15 protein-coding genes and 1 tRNA gene are annotated in these 20137 nt (G+C 53.6%); 10 read left to right on the top strand and 6 right to left on the bottom strand.

The features are described 5' to 3' along the window. Positions 1 to 512: 512 nt before the first annotated feature. Both ACO07D_RS19100 and ACO07D_RS19095 read left to right on the top strand, forming a co-directional pair. Positions 513 to 1400, top strand: a complete 888-nt coding sequence (locus ACO07D_RS19100; RefSeq protein WP_421704513.1) for a phage integrase N-terminal domain-containing protein — start codon at positions 513 to 515, stop codon at positions 1398 to 1400. A gap of 204 nt (positions 1401 to 1604) precedes the next feature. Further along, positions 1605 to 1805, top strand: a complete 201-nt coding sequence (locus ACO07D_RS19095; RefSeq protein ID WP_421704512.1) for a helix-turn-helix transcriptional regulator — start codon at positions 1605 to 1607, stop codon at positions 1803 to 1805. 78 nt (positions 1806 to 1883) lie between these two features. Here ACO07D_RS19095 and ACO07D_RS19090 read toward each other — a convergent pair whose 3' ends face one another. Further along, the gene (locus ACO07D_RS19090) at positions 1884 to 3788 is read right to left on the bottom strand and encodes a UvrD-helicase domain-containing protein (RefSeq protein ID WP_421704511.1); all 1905 of its coding nucleotides are present in this window, start codon (positions 3786 to 3788) and stop codon (positions 1884 to 1886) included. After that, a complete protein-coding gene (locus ACO07D_RS19085; RefSeq protein ID WP_421704510.1) occupies positions 3788 to 5980 on the bottom strand; it encodes an ATP-dependent nuclease in 2193 nt (730 codons plus the stop codon). Before ACO07D_RS19085 ends, ACO07D_RS19090 begins: the two co-directional genes overlap by 1 nt. 392 nt (positions 5981 to 6372) lie before the next feature. Between ACO07D_RS19085 and ACO07D_RS19080 the strand changes: the two genes are divergently transcribed. The 6 genes from ACO07D_RS19080 (at position 6373) to ACO07D_RS19055 (ending at position 14920) form a co-directional block, all read left to right on the top strand. Beyond that, positions 6373 to 7962: a hypothetical protein gene (locus ACO07D_RS19080; protein ID WP_421704509.1), complete on the top strand. Its 1590-nt coding sequence runs from the start codon at positions 6373 to 6375 to the stop codon at positions 7960 to 7962. 219 nt (positions 7963 to 8181) lie between these two features. Then, complete coding sequence (locus tag ACO07D_RS19075; protein WP_421704508.1) at positions 8182 to 9591, top strand: DUF6161 domain-containing protein; 1410 nt, start codon at positions 8182 to 8184, stop codon at positions 9589 to 9591. A gap of 322 nt (positions 9592 to 9913) precedes the next feature. Beyond that, positions 9914 to 10363 (top strand): hypothetical protein, encoded by a 450-nt coding sequence (locus ACO07D_RS19070; protein ID WP_421704507.1) that lies wholly within the window; start codon positions 9914 to 9916, stop codon positions 10361 to 10363. Positions 10364 to 10373: 10 nt separating this feature from the next. Then, positions 10374 to 12542 (top strand): type IV secretory system conjugative DNA transfer family protein, encoded by a 2169-nt coding sequence (locus ACO07D_RS19065; protein WP_421704506.1) that lies wholly within the window; start codon positions 10374 to 10376, stop codon positions 12540 to 12542. Beyond that, positions 12533 to 13321, top strand: coding sequence for a replication-relaxation family protein (locus ACO07D_RS19060; protein ID WP_421704505.1), 789 nt, complete (start codon positions 12533 to 12535; stop codon positions 13319 to 13321). The genes ACO07D_RS19065 and ACO07D_RS19060 overlap by 10 nt, the downstream gene beginning before the upstream one ends. 57 nt (positions 13322 to 13378) lie before the next feature. Then, positions 13379 to 14920: a hypothetical protein gene (locus ACO07D_RS19055; RefSeq protein ID WP_421704504.1), complete on the top strand. Its 1542-nt coding sequence runs from the start codon at positions 13379 to 13381 to the stop codon at positions 14918 to 14920. A gap of 284 nt (positions 14921 to 15204) precedes the next feature. On the opposite strand, the gene ACO07D_RS19050 is transcribed toward ACO07D_RS19055, so the two are convergent. Together ACO07D_RS19050 and ACO07D_RS19045 are read right to left on the bottom strand one after the other, a co-directional pair. After that, positions 15205 to 15279: transfer RNA gene (locus tag ACO07D_RS19050), tRNA-Asn, on the bottom strand. A gap of 64 nt (positions 15280 to 15343) precedes the next feature. Beyond that, positions 15344 to 16276, bottom strand: a complete 933-nt coding sequence (locus ACO07D_RS19045) for an MBL fold metallo-hydrolase (RefSeq protein WP_421704503.1) — start codon at positions 16274 to 16276, stop codon at positions 15344 to 15346. An 88-nt stretch (positions 16277 to 16364) separates the two neighbouring features. Between ACO07D_RS19045 and ACO07D_RS19040 the strand changes: the two genes are divergently transcribed. Next, positions 16365 to 17687 (top strand): ATP-binding protein, encoded by a 1323-nt coding sequence (locus ACO07D_RS19040; RefSeq protein WP_421705074.1) that lies wholly within the window; start codon positions 16365 to 16367, stop codon positions 17685 to 17687. An 85-nt stretch (positions 17688 to 17772) separates the two neighbouring features. Here ACO07D_RS19040 and ACO07D_RS19035 read toward each other — a convergent pair whose 3' ends face one another. Continuing rightward, entirely contained in the window at positions 17773 to 18189 is a 417-nt protein-coding gene (locus ACO07D_RS19035; protein WP_421704502.1) for a SufE family protein, read from the bottom strand. 124 nt (positions 18190 to 18313) lie between these two features. Here ACO07D_RS19035 and ACO07D_RS19030 point away from each other — a divergent pair, with 124 nt between their 5' ends. Further along, positions 18314 to 18772 (top strand): hypothetical protein, encoded by a 459-nt coding sequence (locus ACO07D_RS19030; protein ID WP_421704501.1) that lies wholly within the window; start codon positions 18314 to 18316, stop codon positions 18770 to 18772. A gap of 83 nt (positions 18773 to 18855) precedes the next feature. Here ACO07D_RS19030 and rnd read toward each other — a convergent pair whose 3' ends face one another. Continuing rightward, a complete protein-coding gene (gene rnd / locus ACO07D_RS19025; protein WP_421704500.1) occupies positions 18856 to 20019 on the bottom strand; it encodes a ribonuclease D in 1164 nt (387 codons plus the stop codon). Positions 20020 to 20137: the final 118 nt, after the last annotated feature.

Below are 20137 nucleotides of genomic sequence, written 5' to 3'. Positions count from 1 at the left end.
GATGTGCTGAAAGCACATGTCACGGTAAAGCCGTCACTACAAAAAAGTAGTGACGGCGGCGGATCGGCTAAGCTGGAAGCCCGTCATGGAGCAAAATGTCAGATGACGGACGAATGACCAGGATCTTCTCGCGCGTCATTTTCGATCATTTCATAGCCATATTGACTATCTCTACGTAGATTTCTCACCAGTCACCGTGCAAGCCGCTACCATCTATCTTGGTGCGACTTGCACAGACTTACCTTTCACTTTTTCACTGGAGAACCTTCATGATCTACGATCATCTCAAACCGCCCTGAGGGGTCCACCCCATCGATTCAATAGCCCTTTGGCTATTGGCACGTAATCGTGCCCTGCTAAGTCTGGCTCCGACCTGGCTTAGGTCCATTTGGACGACGAAGACGGCATTTCTTTGCCGCTTCGGGTCAATTCCCGCGCAAGCGGACCGTCCAGCCTGCGGGCTGCCGGTTGACCATCAACACTAAGCAAAAATCAATAAGAAAGAAGATGTGATGGACAACCTCACTATGGAACTCGTGCGCCTTGCGAAGCGCAATCGAGATGGGTCACTTGGGACACAGATCAACCGCCAACGGGGGCTGACGGCAATTGCCTCTGACCTCAAGAGCCTAGGATTTGAGCTGAAGGGCGCACGCTCTCTCAAACCAAAGCATGTTGAAGCTCTGGTTGAGATGTGGCGCGATGCAGGGATAGCGAAAGCGTCAATGCGAAACAGGATGAGTTGGCTCCGGTGGTGGGCGCAGAAGATCGACAAGGTATCGGTCATCCACAAAGACAACGCGCGCTATGAGATCAATGACGATGATGATCATCAGCACAATCAGGCGTTTTCTCTGACCAAAGAACAGTTGCAGGCAATACGAGACAGTCACATTCGTGTGTCAGTCATGATGCAGGCCGCTTTCGGATTGCGGCGGGAAGAGGCGATGAAGTTCACGCCGAGGGAAGCCATTTTCAAGGACTGCATTCGGTTGAAGGGGAGCTGGACGAAAGGGGGGCGACCTCGGACCATTCCCATTACGTCGCAACACCAACGGTTGATCTTGGATGCGGCTCGAACGGTCGCGAAGAACGGGAGCCTCATTCCCGCAGAGCGCAGCTATGCAGAACACCTTCGGCTGTATGAGCGCTCGCTGATGAAAGCGGGCATTAGACGCGCCCACGGTCTTCGGCACAGGTACGCGCAGGCGCGATATGAAAAGCTGACAGGCATGAAATGCCCGCTCAATGGTGGCCCTGATCGCTCTTTGATGACTGATGAGCAGTATGAGCTGGATCGTCAGGCACGGGCGCGGATATCGAAAGAGCTGGGGCACAGTCGTATCGAGATCACAGATGTCTACCTTGGGCGCATCTTGCCTGGGAGGGTTGCGGCTTGATTGCCAGCTTCGTGATCATCTTGGGTGCGGTGATCAATTTGGTGGTCATGGCGCTAAGGTTTGTAGTGCGAACGGCCTTCGATCTGATCTTCAAGCTCTTGCGCTAGCAGGGGCTTCCCTCAACCCATGAGAGAGTCTACAGTTGCGCCACCCTGGGGCTTTCCTTGGGGCATCGCGATGCTCCTCAACATGAGGAGTACTGCGATGAAAATGTTGAGCAAACGGCAAGTGACTGAGTTGGTTCTGTATTCCCCTCAGCACATCGCGCGCTTGGAAGCGGCAGGCAAATTCCCAAAGCGGGTAAAGCTGGGCCACAACCGGGTCGGATGGGTAGAGGACGAAATCAAGGACTGGCTGCAACAGCGCATCGACGCCCGAGATCAACACTCAGCCTCTCATGTCTGAGAGCGGGAGGGTCGTCAGAAATGGCGATCCTCTTCTGCGTTATACCCTAGGACGAAGCTCACACAGCGTTGTTACAGGCTATGGCGCTGCCTTGATATCAATACACTCAACATTCTCTTTGCCAAACCACTTTCTCGCAGTGGCTAGAGCGGTTTCAGATGGACATTTGAAATAGACAACAAGCTCTTCCCTTGCGCGGGTGCAGCACACGTAGAAGATCTTTCTACTCCTGTCCCGTACCGTTTCCCTTCCGGTGTCAGAGAGCAAGTATTCGAAGTTGTAGCTTGTCCAGTTCCCGTTATCCAAAGCAACAAAGACTCGGTCAAATTCGTCCCCTTTGACCTTGTGCTGCGTCGAAAATGGGGTGCGGCCCTCAAGATACTCGAACAAGGCGATGAACTCGCCATAAGCTGTCTTCGCTACTCTTTCCCAAAGGTAGGGTTTTTCTGCCTTAAATGCATCAATCCGATCATCAATACGACGCAATCCCGTAGAGTTGCAGAAATCTAAAACCTCGTTGATGCTTGAGTCCGTCATCGATTTTAGAGTCTCAATATCGGAGTGAAGCTCCTTCTTGTCTTTTAGGCGATGGATTCTTCTATCGGTTCTCTGAAGGAACTCGGACACTTTTCCATTTGTATAGAGATGAAGAATGGACTGGATGGAAAACAGGTGTTTAATCAAGTCGTCCCGGGTTGAACGGGTGCTATTCGCATCATTTTCACTATCCTTTTTGTCATCAATTAGCTGACCTTTTTCTACGTAGAGTTTTCTAAATCCCTCGTAGTCCTGTGCCCTGGCTAGTTTCAAAAGGTCTGGGTTTGCATCGATGAACTCTTGCATTCCTTTTGTTGGTTGAACCTTCTTCCGTTCATTCTCGCTCCCTGCTGCTGCAAGGAGCTGATCGACGACTTGGCCGAATGTCATGCTGGAGAAGTCGTCGGAGATGTTTTGCTTTCTAATGTAATCTGAAATTCGCTTTTTGTAGTCGAGGAGCTTGTCTTTGTCATAGATCTCCATCAACGCACGATATCCTGCTCTTGGAGCATTTAGGTTGTGGGTGAGATTAAGCTCTTTAACGTTTTCGACGTCTTCAAAGTCCCAACCTAAGCTATTGCGGACTTCACCCGTATCGCGGGTTTCGTCTGTTGAATAGATAAAACGTATCGAGCCCGGCTTGACCTTTCCATCAAGCATATTAGGGGCATTTTGGTCGTTAGAAGGCTGTTGCTCTAGGCCATCATTCCTTATGGCATTTGCGAGGTTGATAACGGATTGTGGGTTTCGCCGGTTTTGTTTTTTAACAACTTCTTTGATCTGGTCTGTCTTGAGATAGGCATTGAGGTCTCCCGCAGACCCATCGTAAATCGATTGCATTGAGTCACCAAAAAAACCAATTATGGCTGGTTTCTTGCTCTGAGTGAGGTCCTCAAGCAGAATTTTCACAACATCGGGTGATGTGTCTTGGTACTCGTCAACCAGAACGTACGGGTACATACTCTTGGCAACGTCCGATAGCTTTGGATACTTGCCAAATAGTGTTTTTGCTACTGCGATCACTTCGTCGTGTGAGATGATACCCTTTCTTGCAGAAACGTATTCTCTGTACTGAACCGGGTTATCAGCTAGATTTTCAGGCTCGATATCTGTCCCCGTGTATCGGATCTTGTCGTTGTCCTGGTCATTGTGAATTTCGAGAACGGCCTTTTTTAGCTCCACTTGATAGTTTTTGATAATATTCCAAAGAAAATCATGAATTGTGCCAACGTCCAAGTTTGTGTGGGCGATACGTTCCGAAATCTCATTTGCTGCTGCGTTGGTATACGTCATACATGCGATTTTTGATGTCGGATGACGTCTTATTAGTTCTTCAATGACGCCTACCAATGAGTAGGTTTTTCCGCTGCCAGCGCCTCCGCTCAGCAAAAAACTATTGCCAGCTTCGACATGGTCTAAAATGGCTTTGACTTCTTGTTCTAGCATCAGTCTTGCCTCAACCAGGTAAGCCCATTTCGGATGTAATGCGGGACATTCCAATTCACGAACAACTGCATGAGAGTTTGTTCTGGTAGCTTGTGGTACTCGTGAGGCTTAATTGTAATCTGGCTGTCCTGGCTATTTAGTAGGACCTCGATTGCAAACGAAGGTTTGCTCCCGATGCCTTTCGTTGCCATTTCATAGGCGTCTGCATCCTTAAGAAATTTGACAAGGTGTTTCTTCGTTAAACTCGGGAACGGCGAGGGCGATTTGAGTGATCCATCCCCTTCGGAGGAGGTATCCCGCAAGAAGGAGAGATTCACATGGAGGAAAGCATCTTCAAAACTCCTCGCTTGATACTCACGACCTGCTTCATTCTTTTCTTTTGTTTGAAACGAGATACGCAGCATTCCGTTTGAGTCATTTGCCCATCCAGAATCTTTGTAAGTGAATGCCTTTTCGTCCTCCTTCAGCTTGCACAAGGCTTCGAATTCTATTGCTTGACCGTCCTTATCTTTGAAGAAATGCTCGAAGGTGCCGTTACTGGTCCCGCTTGCATCCTGCGATCTACAGGGTCCGGTGTCGTTTCGTCCGTCTAGGTCAGTGATTACCAAGCTCTTTAACCCAATGAATTGAACGAACTTTTCAAACGTCTTAAAATAGTTCCCGACTTCGACGATAGATACGTTCTGCGAATTAAGGGGTAAGGAAAGTGGCCCGTCTGCGCTCAGTTCTTCAACCAGGCATTCTTGATCGACTTTAGTCATCATGGCGGGGAGTAGTACGCGCTCGGTATCACCCTCAATGAATATTGCTTTGTCAGCAAAAAAGAGCTCTGCACGGTGTACCGTAAGGTACTGCTTTAGGAACTTGAACCAACTTGGTTCGTCTGTATATCGCTCCGATAGGTCTCTTAAGCTTTTTGCCACTACCACATCATTTATGCGGCGCAGATATTTGATTTCATCGAATTCGCTTTCAGCAACGATGTGTGGGGAGTGGGTTGATAGAATAGTTTGCAAGGAAAACTTCGATTTTCCATCGGGCTGACTGGCGTCTTCTAAGAGCTTCTTGATGTTCTTAATGAAGATGTACTGAAGCTGTGGATGTGTATGGGCCTCCGGTTCTTCGATGAATAGAAGATTTATGTCAGCAGGAGACTTCTCAGGTGTCCCTGCAAACGCTTGCAGAACACCTCGAAGATCAAAGATCATGCTAATCAAATTAAGGTAGCCAAGTCCGTTGTGGTTCTCTGGCAACTCAAGATCGCTGTATCCGCTCGCATATTTAACTACAGTGTTGTCTTTGAGGAGCTTGCTGGAGCGAAGGGCTGATACTACTTTTATCTGGCTGTCGCCTTTCCGAAGACCGCCAAACTGGGAGATGTCCTTTAGCAGGCCGTTGAATAGCTCATCATAGACACCATCAAGTTCTTTGTCAGTCTGGGCTAAGCTATCTTTAAAGCGTTCAACCGCCGCAACCTCGCCTTCAGAGGCGACAATTCGATCAAATTCTTCAGCTGATTGTGCGGAAAGGGTTTTGTCCGCTTCTTTGTTCGAAACGTCCCTTCGTGCGCCGATGGATCTAAATTGGATAATGCGATCTAGCTTGATCTTCTCTTTGTCTAGATCCTTGAAGTGTCCATAATCAGGTTTGTTGGCAGCGACATCAAAAAGCACACTCTTCCTACTTGTTTTGAAATACTTCGTGTGTGTCTTGCTTGCGAAGTCAGCGGCAGTGATAGGAGCAGCTTTAGCTTTGATCCTTCGAGCACTTTCAGCTTTGAAATCCTTTTTGAGCTGGGCGAGAGATTTCTCATCGGTTCCGTACTCGAAAACCAGGACCAAGGTTTTATTTTCAGGATTAAGATCCATGAGAATAGTCCGGCCGACGTTGGAAAGGTCGTCATTCTCATCATATGAAATGTATGCGACAAGCTCGATGGAGATGTTGTCAGGGGGCGGAGTATCAGGGGTGTCTGACGAAATCCATTCCAGAAGCTTGCGGCTAGTATCTAGGCTTATGTCTTCGTAGGCGAAATGGGGTGTTGAACTTCCCAAAAACCGCTCCAAGAGTAGCAGGAGAGAGGTTTTCCCACAGTTGTTCTTTCCAATTATTAGAGAAAGCTCATCTTCCAGGGGAATGCTAACATCTTTGAGAAGTCGGAAATTCTTCACTTCAACTTTGGAAAGTTTCATATGGTGTGTCTCACATAATTCAATGCTGTGAATTGTACCATGCATTCTGGCGCAGAACCTAAAGGCCTATGCTCTTTCGTTGCATTATCCGTGGGCATTTACGATACAAATACAGTTTCATTTCAATCGGCAATCTCGCCGCAGGCAATGCCCATAAGACCAAACTCTGGTGTTTGTGCTACCAATCTTCAAGATAGTAGTGAGTGGGGCGTTTGGAGTTCTCGCGCCGAAGTTTCGCAGAAAAACTCGGCTCAAGTGGACCATCTGATTTCGATGAAGTATCGAAGGAAACAGATGTGCTCGGCGTGCATTAGGGTTCTAGGGTACGAACTGGGTTAGTCCCAGAGCATTTGGTCTTAGGTATTGCAGCCAGTTTGTTTGTTGGAGAAAGAATGAGCTTAGATGGATTTCTCACGTTCATGGGTTTAATGATTGCAACCTACGCAATACTGAGCCCTGTGAGCCGATTAAGGTTGCGGTTGAATATGTTCCGCCAACTAGCCCTCGGCACGGTCGCCATCACCCTCGTTGCATTCTTTGAATTCTTCTTTGAGCTGGAAGCCCTGGCTTCAGGCAACTTCGATCAGGTTTTCTCCTACTTTGATTTTAGTAGACAACCTGCTGGCTTCTCCAATCAGGAGGCAGCCTTTCTAGTTGTGATTGTCTGGATGCTACTAGCCCTTCTATTACACGTTCGAGCAAAACCTAGGGCGATCAGCCTCGGAAATCTCAAAACCCTATCTGAGCGTTTGTATGATGAGGGTAGATATCTGGAGCTTGTTGAATTGGTTGCGCCTTACTTGGGAACCATACGGAAAGCGGTTGAAAAAGGCCTATTCAGTCAGCGGTTACATCATCGGATGCTGGACATGCATCTAAAGGCGACCAATCCTTTTTTTGGTATTCATGATGAAGGTAACCCCCTCGTTCCCAAGTGCTTGGCGAGCAGGATGAGACCGCTAGCGCGTCTGGTTCCCGCGCGAAGAAAGGCGCATCAATCGGCTCAGGAAATAGATGACCTGATCCTTCAATCTGATGGCGTTCGAAAGCTGTTAGTGCGTTTGAAACCCGAATTCGCAATGGCGTTAATGAATCGCTCAGGGTGGAAGAATGATGAGTTCCGAACCCGGTTTTTTCGCGATGCGCTCAATGACAAAGCCAGCCACTTCTATAAAGAACTGATGGCAACCCAGAACACTGCAGGGAACATTGGTTATGCGATAGACTCGAAGAGCGTCCTCCTAGCGGGCTTCTTTGACGATGCTTCGGTCGGTGCTAAGTACGGAATATGGAAACCGGTTGGGGATGAAGCAACCCGAATGATCCGCAGTGATCAGGAGTACGGCAAACTTTTAAACGCCCCATGTCCGATTGATGAAGACTTGTGGGCTGATCCAGTTTTCAACACCATCCATTTCTTTGACATCATGGTCACATGCGCCGCGCGGCAAGGCATATCGGATCATATGTGGCTGATGTACATGTCCGTCCTCGTTAGGGCGTTGGAAGCCGTACACAATGTGACAGATGATCGAGTAAACCTTGATGATGAGTTCCCGACGCTAGGAAATCGCCTAATATACGAAGCCACCTTTTGCCTTCGAAAGTGGGTGCAGATCGTAAGGGACTTACCAGCGGATAGCCCGCATAAGGATGCACGAGCACTTCAAGGCGTTGGAGATGTCAGCATTCCCTATTGGGCGGCGAAAGACTGCATTAATGCTATGCGCTGTGTGCTTAGGAGCGAAAGGTTGACCGAAAGCTTCATCACCGGCCTGCTTGAAAGCTACATGCGAGATGTGGGTGCTCTTTCTAAAGATGCGCCCATCTCTCACTTGCGTAAAATGATGGTTGACGAGTTCCTTTTGGGTGATCTCAACTATGGCGGTGATGACTTGCGGGTAGATGTGAAAAAGTACATTGGCGGCGTGGATCATGTTGTGCGTTTTGATGTGCCAGAGTTTGAAGCAGCTCTAAAATAACCATCTCCAACGGTTTCAGCGTAAGGACACCTTCTGCATTCGGATGTGGTGATTGTAGAGACCAGCATTCCACGATGTTTGGGAGAAACTCTGGCTTTGCGTTAGGTTCGCAAATACTGAAAGTACTGCCGATGTTTTATCTCCGCTTTTGTATGTTGCCCCTGGTTGTAGTACGAGGTGGCACAACGATCCGCCATTGCCCATTGAAGCCAATTGCCCATGTCAGAACACGAATACAGAATTCACTATCAAAGCCGAGAGGATGTTGTCTTTCCCTCAAAGAAGGGGATGCAGACGTATCTAAAGAACGAAATCAAGAACTGGACAGCGTTCCTGGACTACGTACGGGATGACCTGAAAACATCGCTGTCACGCCGTTATGGGCAGACAATAAAAGCAGAGGAACTAGCTCTTTCCTTAGTCAGACTCCTAGATCGTATTGAAGAGCGGAGTGAGTTTAACACTGCGACTGGAGGGGCCTCTGGGAGATGCCTCCTCCCACCTCCCTCGGATTCACTGGAAGGGCTACTCATTCGCGGCCTATTTGATGCAGAATATCGGGGCGAGGCTTTGGCCAGCTTTGTGTATTTTGTCTCGAAGGGAGGTGCTATTGAGTATAGAAATGGCGACCGTGTTCAAGGTTTGGTTCAGCGAGGGAAGACTCTAGTTGAAGTTGCTCCAGTCGTTTTGGCCTTGCCGTACAACAATGTTTCCACCGCCAAAATAGCAGGTGCAGCTCGAACTGCGGAAAACCATGTGGACGCGCTTTCGGAAGAAGTTTCACGAATTCAAGAGGTGCATGAGAAGCATGAGGCGGAATTGCGTGATCATCTTGAAGAGGAGAAGGCAGAAGCCCGACGGGTTCATAAAACGATACTGCGGCTGAACCGCAGGCGTGATATGCACTTTAAAGCTTGGAGAGATGGCACCAACAAACTCGTTGCTGAAAGGTTCGATGAAGCCGAGAAAAAGGTGCGTCTATTTGAGCTGAAAAGCATGCGAGCGAAAGACGCAAGGGTCGAAGAATTCCAACGATTGCAAGAGCTGTTCAAAACCCAGTTGCGCCTACGTGCGCCCGTTCAGCTTTGGGAAGGTCGGGAGCAAAAACATGCAAACCAGGCCAGACGCGCGATGCTGCTATTCATTACAGTCGGCGTTCTGGCAATCCTGTTTGGGCTTGGTGTTCCGTTCGTGGGAGGTGACTATATTGCAGCGAGTTTCAATGAAGTTGTTTGCCTTATTCCCGCATCCGAAGGAGTGGCAGCAACTGAAACCTCGCCAGCAATTCCAGCGTCACCCGCGTCTGAATGTGAGAGGGTTTTCTCCGCGAAGGGGCCGGTAACAGTAACAGGGTTACTCCTTGTGACTTCCCTTTTGCTATGGCTTGCGCGGTTGCAATATCGAATCCATCTCAGCGAACGCCACCTTGCGTTGGATGCGAGCGAAAAGAAGGCCTTCGCGGAGACTTATCTTGCGATGAAAGAAGGCAAGGAAGTGGGTAAAGAAAACGAGGCAATTATCCTGGCCTCACTTTTCCGGCCAACTCAGGATGGGATTATCAAAGATGATGAAAGTGGAGTAGACATTTCCGCTGCTGCGTTGCTGGCAAAACAACTCGGACGCCTTTGATCTTCCTCAGTAGCTTCGGACATGAGTGCGCCAGGCAGAGCACAAATTCAGGGAGGTTAGTCTACTAGTTTCTTGGGGATTTCCTTGGGGATACGGTATCCCCCAGGCTATCCATGAGGCATGTGAAACCATGTTCCCTTATGGTGCATTATAGGTATTAGATAAACGCATTGATTGAGTCGTGAATCACGGATGCCGTGATTTTATTGTTGGGATTTGTCTGATGAAACTTGCTTTGAAACGAGAGCAATCCTCTGGGTCAATTATGAGCTTGGTCCCTTTGAGGATTGGGAGCGGGGTTGTTTTCAAACTGAGAGCTACATTGGAGCTGGATGAGGCTGAGCAAAAGCTTCTGAGCCGGTACAGCCTTGCTCAAGCTCCCTTGGTGATGGGGGATACTGCAACGGATCTGCGCAAGGCCTTTCGGCAGGGGCTTGTGCTTGGGATCTTGGGATTTGTCGCTGCTTGGTTTCTTACCAGCGTTGATCTTGCCGTGTCGGTTGCGATGGTGATCACCGTGGCAATGACCGTTGTCTATTTCCAGCAAGAGCGGGAACAGATCAACGTGAATGACCTGCTGGTCAATGGCCGAGAGTTCCAATGCTATAGCGTGGTGGCGCTGATCGAGAAGGAAACGGCCATCATCAATATGGCGAGCCATTTGCGCCAGGTACTGGAAAGCGCAAAGCATTGGAATGATCGAGAGGTGATTGAGATCGAGCCTCTGGATCCTGCTTTGTTGAAACAGGCTGTTTTGACCAAGCGAGCCTAGGGGATGAACGGTGGATAAGCGCTTTAAGATCGCCGTTGATCTTGGCCGCTTTGTTGGAGGCGGCTTCAGTACCGCTTTTGCAGGGTGGGGCGTTGGTGAAGCAATCTCTCAAGACTTCCGACAAGGCATTGCGGATTCGCAATTTGCAAAAGAACACAAGGAAGCCTTTGCGCTTGGGCAGCAAGTCCGCGCGCAGCAAATTGCCGCTGGGATTGAAACTGATGACGATCTGTGTGCCTGGGCTGTTTGGATTGTGGATGGGGCTTTGAGCCTTGTCGGCGGAGAAGGTGGCCCATCACCCTTCCGCGACCGCCTAGTGAGCTTCATGGCCGACATGTGCCGCCTTGAAGGATGGCAGGCCATTCCGCCGCTGCCAGACCCATCCGCGCCGCAATCTGAGCTTTGGACTTGGGAAGACAAAGTGCGGCGGATCGGAGCCTTTTGTGCGGAGCATGATGAGGCGTCTGTGCTGACCGTGCGCTATCTTGCCTCGTTGATTGAGCCTCTGGTCAAAGCTTGTCCCAGCCTGCTTGAGGTGGCTGATACCACAGACTCAGAACTCGCCTTTACTGCCAAGCTCTCCGATATGATCCCGGATATGCCTGCGCAGGTGGAGCGGATGATTCAGACCAGCTTTGCCGCTGATCTGGAGCCACTGAAGATCTGTCAGAATCTGAGAGGGCGATTGCACAAGAATGCTCTGGTGGCCTCTGGCGGGTTGCCAGGCAAAGGCAGTCGTGAGCGACAACTCAAACTACCCACCAAGAACCGTGCTGTAGAGGCTGGGGGCTGCGCGCGGATCTATCTGGGCGGGACGCCGCTTCTCAAATTGCTGGATCATCGAGTGCCGGTCTATTTGCCCACGGCCACCCGTTTTGAGCACATGCATATTGTTGCAGGAAGTGGGCACGGCAAAACCCAAACGCTGCAAAGTCTGATCCTGCGGGATCTTGAAGCGGTGGCCGATGGCGAGGCCTCGATCATCGTCATGGATAGCCAAAGTGATCTGATCAATACGATTGCGCGGCTGGATGTCTTCGCGCCTGGGCAACTTTTGGCGGATCGGTTGGTGCTGATCGATCCAACTGACCTTGAATGGCCGGTCGCACTCAATCTGTTCGATGCGGGGCTTGAGCGGCTTGATCAATACGCTCCGCTAGATCGAGAACGCCTGACAAACTCGATCTTGGAGCTCTATGACTTCGTGCTTGGGTCTTTGTTGGATGCGGGCATGACGCAGAAGCAAACGGTGATCTTTCGCTACATCACCCGTCTGTTGTTGCGTATTCCGGGGGCGACGATCCACACGCTGCGCGAGCTGCTGGAAGATGGCGGCGGCGAGAAATACCAAACCTACATCAACCAGCTCGAAGGCTCGGCGCGGGCCTTCTTTGACACTGAGTTCAACGGCAAGGAGTTCGTTGCCACCAAGCGCCAGGTCGTGCGCCGCCTCTATGGGATCTTGGAAAACCAAACCATGGAGCGGATGTTTAGCCACCCCAAAAGCAAGCTTGATTTATTTGCCGAGATGAACGCGGGCAAGGTTATCCTGATCAACACCGCCAAGGATCTGCTGAAAGAGCAGGGGACGGAGATCTTTGGTCGCTTCTTCATTGCGATGATTGCACAGGCGGCACAGGAACGGGCCGTACTGCCCAAAGCTGATCGCACCCCAACCTTTGTCTATGTGGATGAGGCCAGCGACTATTTTGACAAGAATGTCGGTATCATTCTGTCCCAAGCCCGCAAGTACAATGTTGGCATGGTGTTGGCGCATCAGTTCTTGGGCCAGCTTGAGCCTCGCTTGCAGGATGCCATCTCCGCGAATACCGCCATCAAGTTTGCTGGTGGGGTGTCGGCTAAAGATGCTCGCGCTCTTTCGAACGATCTGCGCTGTGATGCCGTGTTCATCACAGAACAGGAAAAGCTCAGCTTTGCGGCTTTCATCAAGGGGCAAACCAAACGTGCCCTGTCGATCAGCATTGTGCCTGGGCAGATGGAGAACAGCCCTCGTATGAGTGATACTGACTACGCGGCGCTGCTGAGTGAAATGCGCGCTCGCTACGCCGTGCATCACTCCAAGCTGCGGGAAGGGGCGCAGGAGGCCGCAGAGAGGCCTGACGATGAACCTGAAGCCGATCCTCCGCAGGATGATGGCGAGCCGATGCCATGGCTGTAGCAAAGGACAGTCTGGGGCGGCGTAGCCGGTTTGAACGCAGTCCGCGTGGCAAGCGTCTGAGTCTGACGCCTCGTGATCAGGAGATTTTGCGCTGGCTCTATCGGTATCGCTACCTGCGTCAGGATCACTTGATGCGGATTTTTAAGCCCAAGTCAGAGAAACGATTTGTTGAACGGTTGGGTGATCTCTTTCATGAAACTGGCTATCTCAATCGGCCCCAACTCCAAGCGCCGCTATTCGACGCTAGGGCGACACCGATGCTCTATGAAATCACGACTAAGGGGGTAGGGTACTTGGAGGCGCTAGGAGAGCTCCCACTTCGTGCTGTGACCTTCTCCCGCCGCTCGCGTGAGTCTTATAGCCCCCAGTTTCTGCACACGATGATGATCATTGAAGAGCTGCTGGAAATCGAGCTGTCAGCACTGGCGACCGAAGGCCAGCGCTTCGTGCCCGTAGATGAAATCCTGGCCCGTGCGCCCGAGGCGACCCAGAGCGCTAAGAACCCGCTTGCCGTGCCTGTGATCCTGGACGGGCGCAGCACCCACATTATTCCTGATGCGCTCTACGGGGTTGAATATGATCGGGACGGGCAGAAGGGTTATCGCTTCTACGCAATGGAATGCGAACGGACGAGTCCAGCCTCAAGATCTGACAGTTCGTTATCCAGCACGGTGCAGAAGAAACGAGCTTACAAAGTGCTGCGCGACTCGCAGGGCTTCAGGGGGCATTGGGGCATCCCAAACCTGGAACTCAATCTGATCCCCCGAAAAGGTCAGTGACAGAGCACACCAAGCCTGTCAACGTACAGTCGAATTGGACACCAAGCTGGTAGCAAGATGGGAAGTACAGACTACGGGATTTCTGAAGAAGCGCTTTCCTTTCTGCGAAAGCAGATATCATCAGGCGTTAGGGTGTTGAACTTGCACTATGAACAGTTCTCTGGCTTAACTCGATTGCCTGAAGAGCTGCGGGATAATCGCGCAATTGAACGCCTCTCATTGAAGAACACAAAGATCAAAAATGTTGAAGTGCTTTCGTCTCTCGGTGGTTTATTGGAACTTGATCTAAGTAGATGCAACGTTTCTGATATATCTCCCATTGAATCACTTGCAAACCTGAGAAGGTTGGACTTGTCCTTGTCACTTGCCAAGGATTTCACCTCCATTGGGGCACTAGAAAACCTAGAAACGATTAACCTAAACTACACTTCGTTTTCAGAGGTTTATCCGCTGGGCGACTTGGCTCGTTTGCGAAACATTGCAATCGGGTATACTCAGGTTGGAGATATATCGCCTCTGTCCAAGCTTGAAAGAATTGACACGCTGTTTCTTGATGGCTGCCCTGTGGTTGATCTTCACCCCGTAGCTGAGAATCTGAGCCTGTCCGGTGAGGGAATGACAATGCACATGCCCTACGGGAGTATTAAGAAATCAGGATTGAGCTTCCAAGGTACCGAGTTTGAGACAAGATTTGATGCTCATTGGATTTCCAAAATCTCGAGTGACAAAAAACGAACGCAAACCGCCATTGGGTTTTTACGGGATCTTCCTCCTCAAGAAGTGCCTGGGGCGCAGACATTTGTTGTTCCGGACAATGCACCTGTTGAGTTGAAGGCGCAGCAACTCGGAGAACTTGACGAAACCGGCCTTGAGCTGAAAAATCACTGCATCGAAAAAACTGAACGCCTAATCGAAGCGTGCAAACGCTCCAATCAGTGCGCAGTTCTAAGCGATCGCTTGGAGAGATATAGGGCCCAACTAGCTAGGCCGATTTCAGAAACGACGTTGTCTGGTTTGTGGTCTACCGGAAACGCACTAAGGTCGGCATACGAAGCTCATGATTTGGCGCAGAAGCAAGAGCGAACAGCAGAAGTACTTCCGCCTTTTGTTGCCCCTGATTTGTTGGACTTGTTGGAGACACACGGCGTCTTCTTCTTGGGGCTTCCTGGTGCACTGGAACTTGAAAGCCTTAAGAGAAATTTCTTGGATGTCGCTCCACACAGCAGAGGGGATCGCCCCACGAAGGCGGTAATACTGGACCTAGACCTAAGTGAAGGTGTGCTGCACGCAGACGCTAAGTCGTACCTAAATAGCGTAATGTTGGACGAACAGGTTCCCACTGGTTCGAAGGCTATTTCCGACCACGAGGCTGATGGGGCTGTCTGGAACTTCTTGGCAAAGATTGTTCAGAAGGTTTGGAGGGTTGGTGCGCAGGTTTCACAAATCGGTGTTGAGGCTATCCTGGCGCACGACATTGTCTCTTGGATTATGAACGGTAAAACTATACTCGAAAGCTTCCTTGTTTATATGAGTGGAAAAATTCCAATTTGGTGGCCGAAGTTTGTTGAACTGTTGGAGACATTGAAAGGTCTCATCTAGGCTACGTTTGGCGATTTCCAATCGGGCTCGCCAATTCGATTCATGGGATCATCATTTTGAGAAAGAAGCGTAGAGAGTGACGTCCGTCTCCCGGGAGTTAGGAGAGCGTTGGTGGGTATCAGCCTCGCTCTCTTTATAAAGTGCCGGTGACCGACCGTGGGGCCGGGTGTTCTGCTCGTAGCTGAACATAGAAAATCACTTCAAAACAACGTGAATCCTGTACCTAAGCTGTACCTAGAAAAGAGTAAGGGCTTAGAGATCTCTCTCTAAGCCCTTGAAACTTTTGGCTCCGGCGGTAGGGATCGAACCTACGACCAATTGATTAACAGTCAACTGCTCTACCGCTGAGCTACGCCGGAACTGTGGAGGGGGATATAGCGCTGCGGGTCGGGGGCGTCCAGAGGTTTTTTCAACTTTTTTCGCTCAGGTGAGAGAAAAATCTGCGGCCTCCGACAGGGTGGGTTCGGCGCGGGTCTTTTCGCGGGTCGTGAGGTCGATCAGATGGGCGAAAACATTGCGTCTTGCGGCCGGGATCAGGGAGGCGGGCGTGTCGGTGTAGATCGCTTCGGTCAGGCTGGTGACGGTGCCCGGGCCCGCTGCGAGGGCGGCCAGAATCTGTGTTTCGCGGCCCAGGCGGTGGGTGATCAGCCAGTCGATGCGCGCGGCGGGGTCGATCACGGGAGCGCCATGGCCCGGATAGTAGATGCGGTCCGCCCGCGCAGCCAATGTATGGCAGGAGGCCATGAAGGCGGTCAGGTCGCCATCCGGGGGCGAGACCAGCGAACTGGCCCAGCCCATCACGTGGTCTGCGGTAAAGACTGCGTCCCCCAGGGCAAAGCAGAGATGATTGGCGAAGTGCCCAGGGGTCCAGAGCGTGTCGAGTGTCCAGCCGTTACCATGGATCACCTCGCCGTTGACCAGGGTTTCATCCGGCCGGAAAGCTGCGTCCACCCCTTCACCACCGGAGGTCAGCCCGCCTGCGACCAGCTTGGCCATGACTTCGGAGCGACCAGCCAGCGCGTCGCCATAGGCCAGCACGGGGGCGCCGGTGGCCTCGGCCAGCGGGCGGGCGAGGGGGGAGTGGTCGAGGTGGGCATGAGTGACGAGGATGTGGCTGACCTCTTCTCCCGGAGCAAGCCCGTCGAGGATTGCCTGCATGTGGCCCGGATCCGCCGGGCCCGGGTCGATCACCGCCACGCGCTCCTCGCCGACCACATAGGTGTTCGTACCCCAATAGGTCATGGGCGAGGGATTGGGCGCGAGAATGCGGCGGATGCCCGGCTCGAGCGGCTCCAGCACGCCCACGGGCGGGGCGCCCTTCATCATCTCCCGGACCTGTTCTGCGGACATGGCCATGCGATTCTCCTTCCCGGTGTTGGGTGCGGGTATTGACGCGGGGCAGGTGGGCATTGGCAAGCGGAACCCCGCGTCCTACTGTCGCCACATGTTCTTCGATTGGCTCAAACATTTCATGCCGCGCGGGCTATATGGGCGGGCTGCCCTGATCCTGATCGTTCCGGTGGTGTCGATCCAACTGGTGGTGTCCGTGGGCTTCATCCAGCGCCATTTCAACCGTATCACGGTACAGATGACCGATGCGGTGGTGGTGGAACTGGATTACCTGACGCGACAGGTAAACGATGCGCCGGATGTGGCTGCGGCCCGCAGTGCGATCGAGCCGTTTCTGGAGCCTCTGGCGTTGCAGGTGACCTTGCCCGGGCAAGTGCCCACAGGGGATCAGCGGTTGTGGCGGGATCTGACCGGCGGTGTTGTGACGCGCAGCCTGCGGGGCGGGCTGTCCGGCGTCACGGGGGTGGTTCTGGACAATGATCGTCGACAGGTGGTCCTGGGGCTCCAAACGGCCCATGGACCGATGCTTGTGCGGTTTGATCGCGAGCGTGTGTCGGCCTCCAATCCCCACCAATTGCTGGTACTGATGGTGCTGACGGGGCTGCTCATGACCGTGATCGCCTATTTGTTCCTGCGCAATCAGCTGCGCCCCATTCGCCGTCTGGCGCGCGCGGCCGAGGCCTTTGGCAAGGGCCGCAACGAATCTTATCGGCTGGCGGGATCGACCGAGGTGCGCGCGGCGGGCAAGGCGTTTCTGGACATGCGTGCGCGGATCGAACGGCAGATGGAGCAGCGCACGATGATGCTGTCCGGTGTCAGTCACGACCTGCGCACGCCGCTCACCCGGATGCGGTTGGAACTCTCGCTGCTGGAGGACCCGGCCGCGCGCGAGGCGCTGGAGAAAGATGTCGAGGACATGGAGCGTCTGGTGAACGAGTTCCTGAGCTTCGCCCGCTCTGACGCGCTGGAGGGCACGCCGGAGCCGGTGGACCCTGTCACCGTGGCCCATGAACTGGCCGAGAATGCGGCGCGGGCGGGGCTGGTGGTCGAATTGGGCGTCCTGGAAGAGGTCGGTGAGATGCCGATGCGCCCGGTGCCGATCCGCCGTGCCTTGGAGAACCTGCTGGCCAATGCCAACCGCTACGGTTCAATGGCACGCCTGTCGGTCGTCACCGGGCGGCGCGATGTGCGTTTTGTGGTCGAGGATGACGGGCCGGGCATTGCCCCCGGGGATCGCGAACAGGCGCTGAAACCCTTCGCGCGGCTGGATGCGGCCCGCAATCAGGACCGAGGCCCCGGCGTGGGACTGGGCCTTGCCATCGCCGACGACATCGCCCGCGGCCACGGCGGGCGGTTGCGTCTGGGTGACAGCGAGGCGCTAGGCGGGCTGAAGGTGGAGCTGATCCTGGCGGGGTGAAGCACACGGACCCCGTTTGCCGACACGGCAAATGACCCGAAATCCGTGTCGGGTTTCGGTTGCGTTCTCTCGATGGTTTAGGGGGTCAGGCCGCGACCGCCTCGGCGGCCAGTTTGCGGATGCGTTCGACCATGGCGCGCAGCCCGTTGGAGCGCTGCGAGGATAGTGCTTCGTCCAAGCCCAAGCGGCCCAGTTCGGCCGGGGCATCCACCGCCAGCACGTCACCCAGGCTCAGCCCGTCGTAAAGCGCGCCCAAGACTGCGATCAGCCCGCGCACGATCAGCGCATCGCTGTCGCCGCGGAAATGGAACGTGCCGCTGGAAATCTCGGGCAGAAGCCAGACCTGGCTTGCGCAGCCATCGACCTTGGTGGCGGGCACCTTGAAGGCGTCCTCCAGCGCGGGCATCGCCTTGCCCATGTCGATCACATGGGCGTAACGGGCTTCCCAATCTTCCAGAAAATCGAAATCTTCGACGATCTCTTCAAAGGCGGCACTGGCCATGCGGGTCTCCTTTCGGCTGAGATTGACCTAGGCCTTTGTGCGTCAAAGGTCCAGACCCGACAGGAATGGCTTTTCAATTCCGTTTCCATCGGCTAACCCCAATGCAGGTTCATAGGGGGAAGTCATGCTTGCACGTCTGTTTCTGTCTGTTGCTGCCCTGTCGGCGCTTGTGGGCTGCGGCGGTTTCGGATTTGGTAATTTCAGCACGGGCAACCGGGGCGACCTTGTCGTGCTCGAGCCGCCTGAAGGTTACGCAGAGGACCGGGATTTCCGTGAGGCGATCGCGCAGGTTACGTCGCTGCGTATCGAACAGACGCCGTCCGGTGTCATCGTGCATGCCGAAGGCCTGCCGCCACGCCAGGGGTTTTGGGATGCCGAATTGGTGCCCGAAAACGATGGTGCCCCCGAGGACGGCGTCGTGACCTACATGTTCCGTATCACGCCCTCGCGGGCCGGAACCCGCACGAGCACACCCCATTCGCGGCGGGTCCATGTGGCAGCCTTCCTGTCGAATATCGCCCTGACCGGGGTCAGCCAGATCCGTGTTCAGGGCGCCGGGAACAGCATGGTTGCACGCCGCTGAGCCCAGGTGACATCAGCAAATGACAAAGGGCGGTCAAAGGACCGCCCTTCTTGTTGGCACATGTTTCTGGCGCCGGGAGGTGATCAGACCTCGATCACCTTCACATGTTGCCCCTTGGCCGCCAGCGCCAGCTTGCCATCGCAAAGCCGCACCGCGTCCTCGCCGAAGACCTCGGCGCGCCAACCCTTGAGCGCCGCCACATCGCGTTTGCCTGCCGCCAGCGCGTCCAGATCGGCGGCCGAGGCAATCAGCTTCTGCGCCACTTTCTCCTGTTCGCAGCGCGCTTTCAGAAGCACGCGCAGCAGATCGGCCAGGGCCGGGTTCACCTGCAGCTTTTCCTTGCCGCCGTTCTGCGGCTTGGGCATCTGGTCACTGGGCATGTCCACCCCGGTCGCCACGGCGGCCAGGATGCCCTCGGCGATCTCGCCCTTGCGCGCCTCGCGCAAAAGCAGGCGCGAGCGGCCCAGTTCCTGCATGTTGCGCGGTTTGGTCGAGGCGAGCTCAAGCAGCGCGTCGTCCTTCATCACCCGGTTGCGCGGGATGTTGCGCGCCTGGGCATAGCCTTCGCGAAACCGTGCCAGTTCCCGTGCCACGGCCAGGAAGCGGCCGGAATTCGTACGGGTTTTCAGACGTTTCCAGGCCTCTCCCGGTTCGATCGTATAGGTCGCCGGATCGGTCAGAACGCGCAGCTCTTCCTTGACCCACTTGGCGCGACCGGATTTTTCCAGCTCGGCGGAGAGCCATTCATAGATGACCCGCAGGTGGGTCACGTCGCCGATGGCGTAATTCTTCTGTGCGGGCGTCAACGGGCGGCGCGACCAGTCGGTAAAGCGGCTGGACTTGTCCAGCTGCGCCTTGGCGATCTTGCGCACCAGGGTCTCATAGCCGACCTGGTCGCCGAAACCGCAGACCATGGCGGCAACCTGGGTGTCAAAGAGCGGCGTTGGGAAGACGTCGGCCTCGACAAAGAAGATCTCAAGATCCTGGCGCGCGGCGTGGAAGACCTTGACCACGTCCTCGTTGCGGAAGAGCTCATACATCGGCTCCAGCGACAGGCCCTCGACCAGCGGATCCACCAGCACTGCGTCCTCGTCGTCATCCTCGCCAGGCACTGCCAGCTGCACCAGGCACAGCTTTGAATAATAGGTGCGTTCGCGCAGGAATTCGGTATCGACGGTAACGTATGGGTACGAGGCGGCGCGGGTACAGAATTCCTCGAGCGCCTCGGTGGTGGTGATGGTCTTCATGCGGTGCCTTCTGCTCGGGCCGTTGGTCGGCGTTTGTCCGGTTTACGCGGAAATTCCCGGAAAGGGAAGGCTTGGGCCCCAGTTGTCCGCTCTGACCGTTTTCTTCGAAGAAAACGGA

This window comes from Aliiroseovarius sp. (genome assembly GCF_965228805.1).
Taxonomy (GTDB): Bacteria; Pseudomonadota; Alphaproteobacteria; order Rhodobacterales; family Rhodobacteraceae; genus JASBTN01.
Note: the sequence above shows the minus strand (reverse complement) of the source record. Positions and strands in the feature narration are given on the sequence as shown.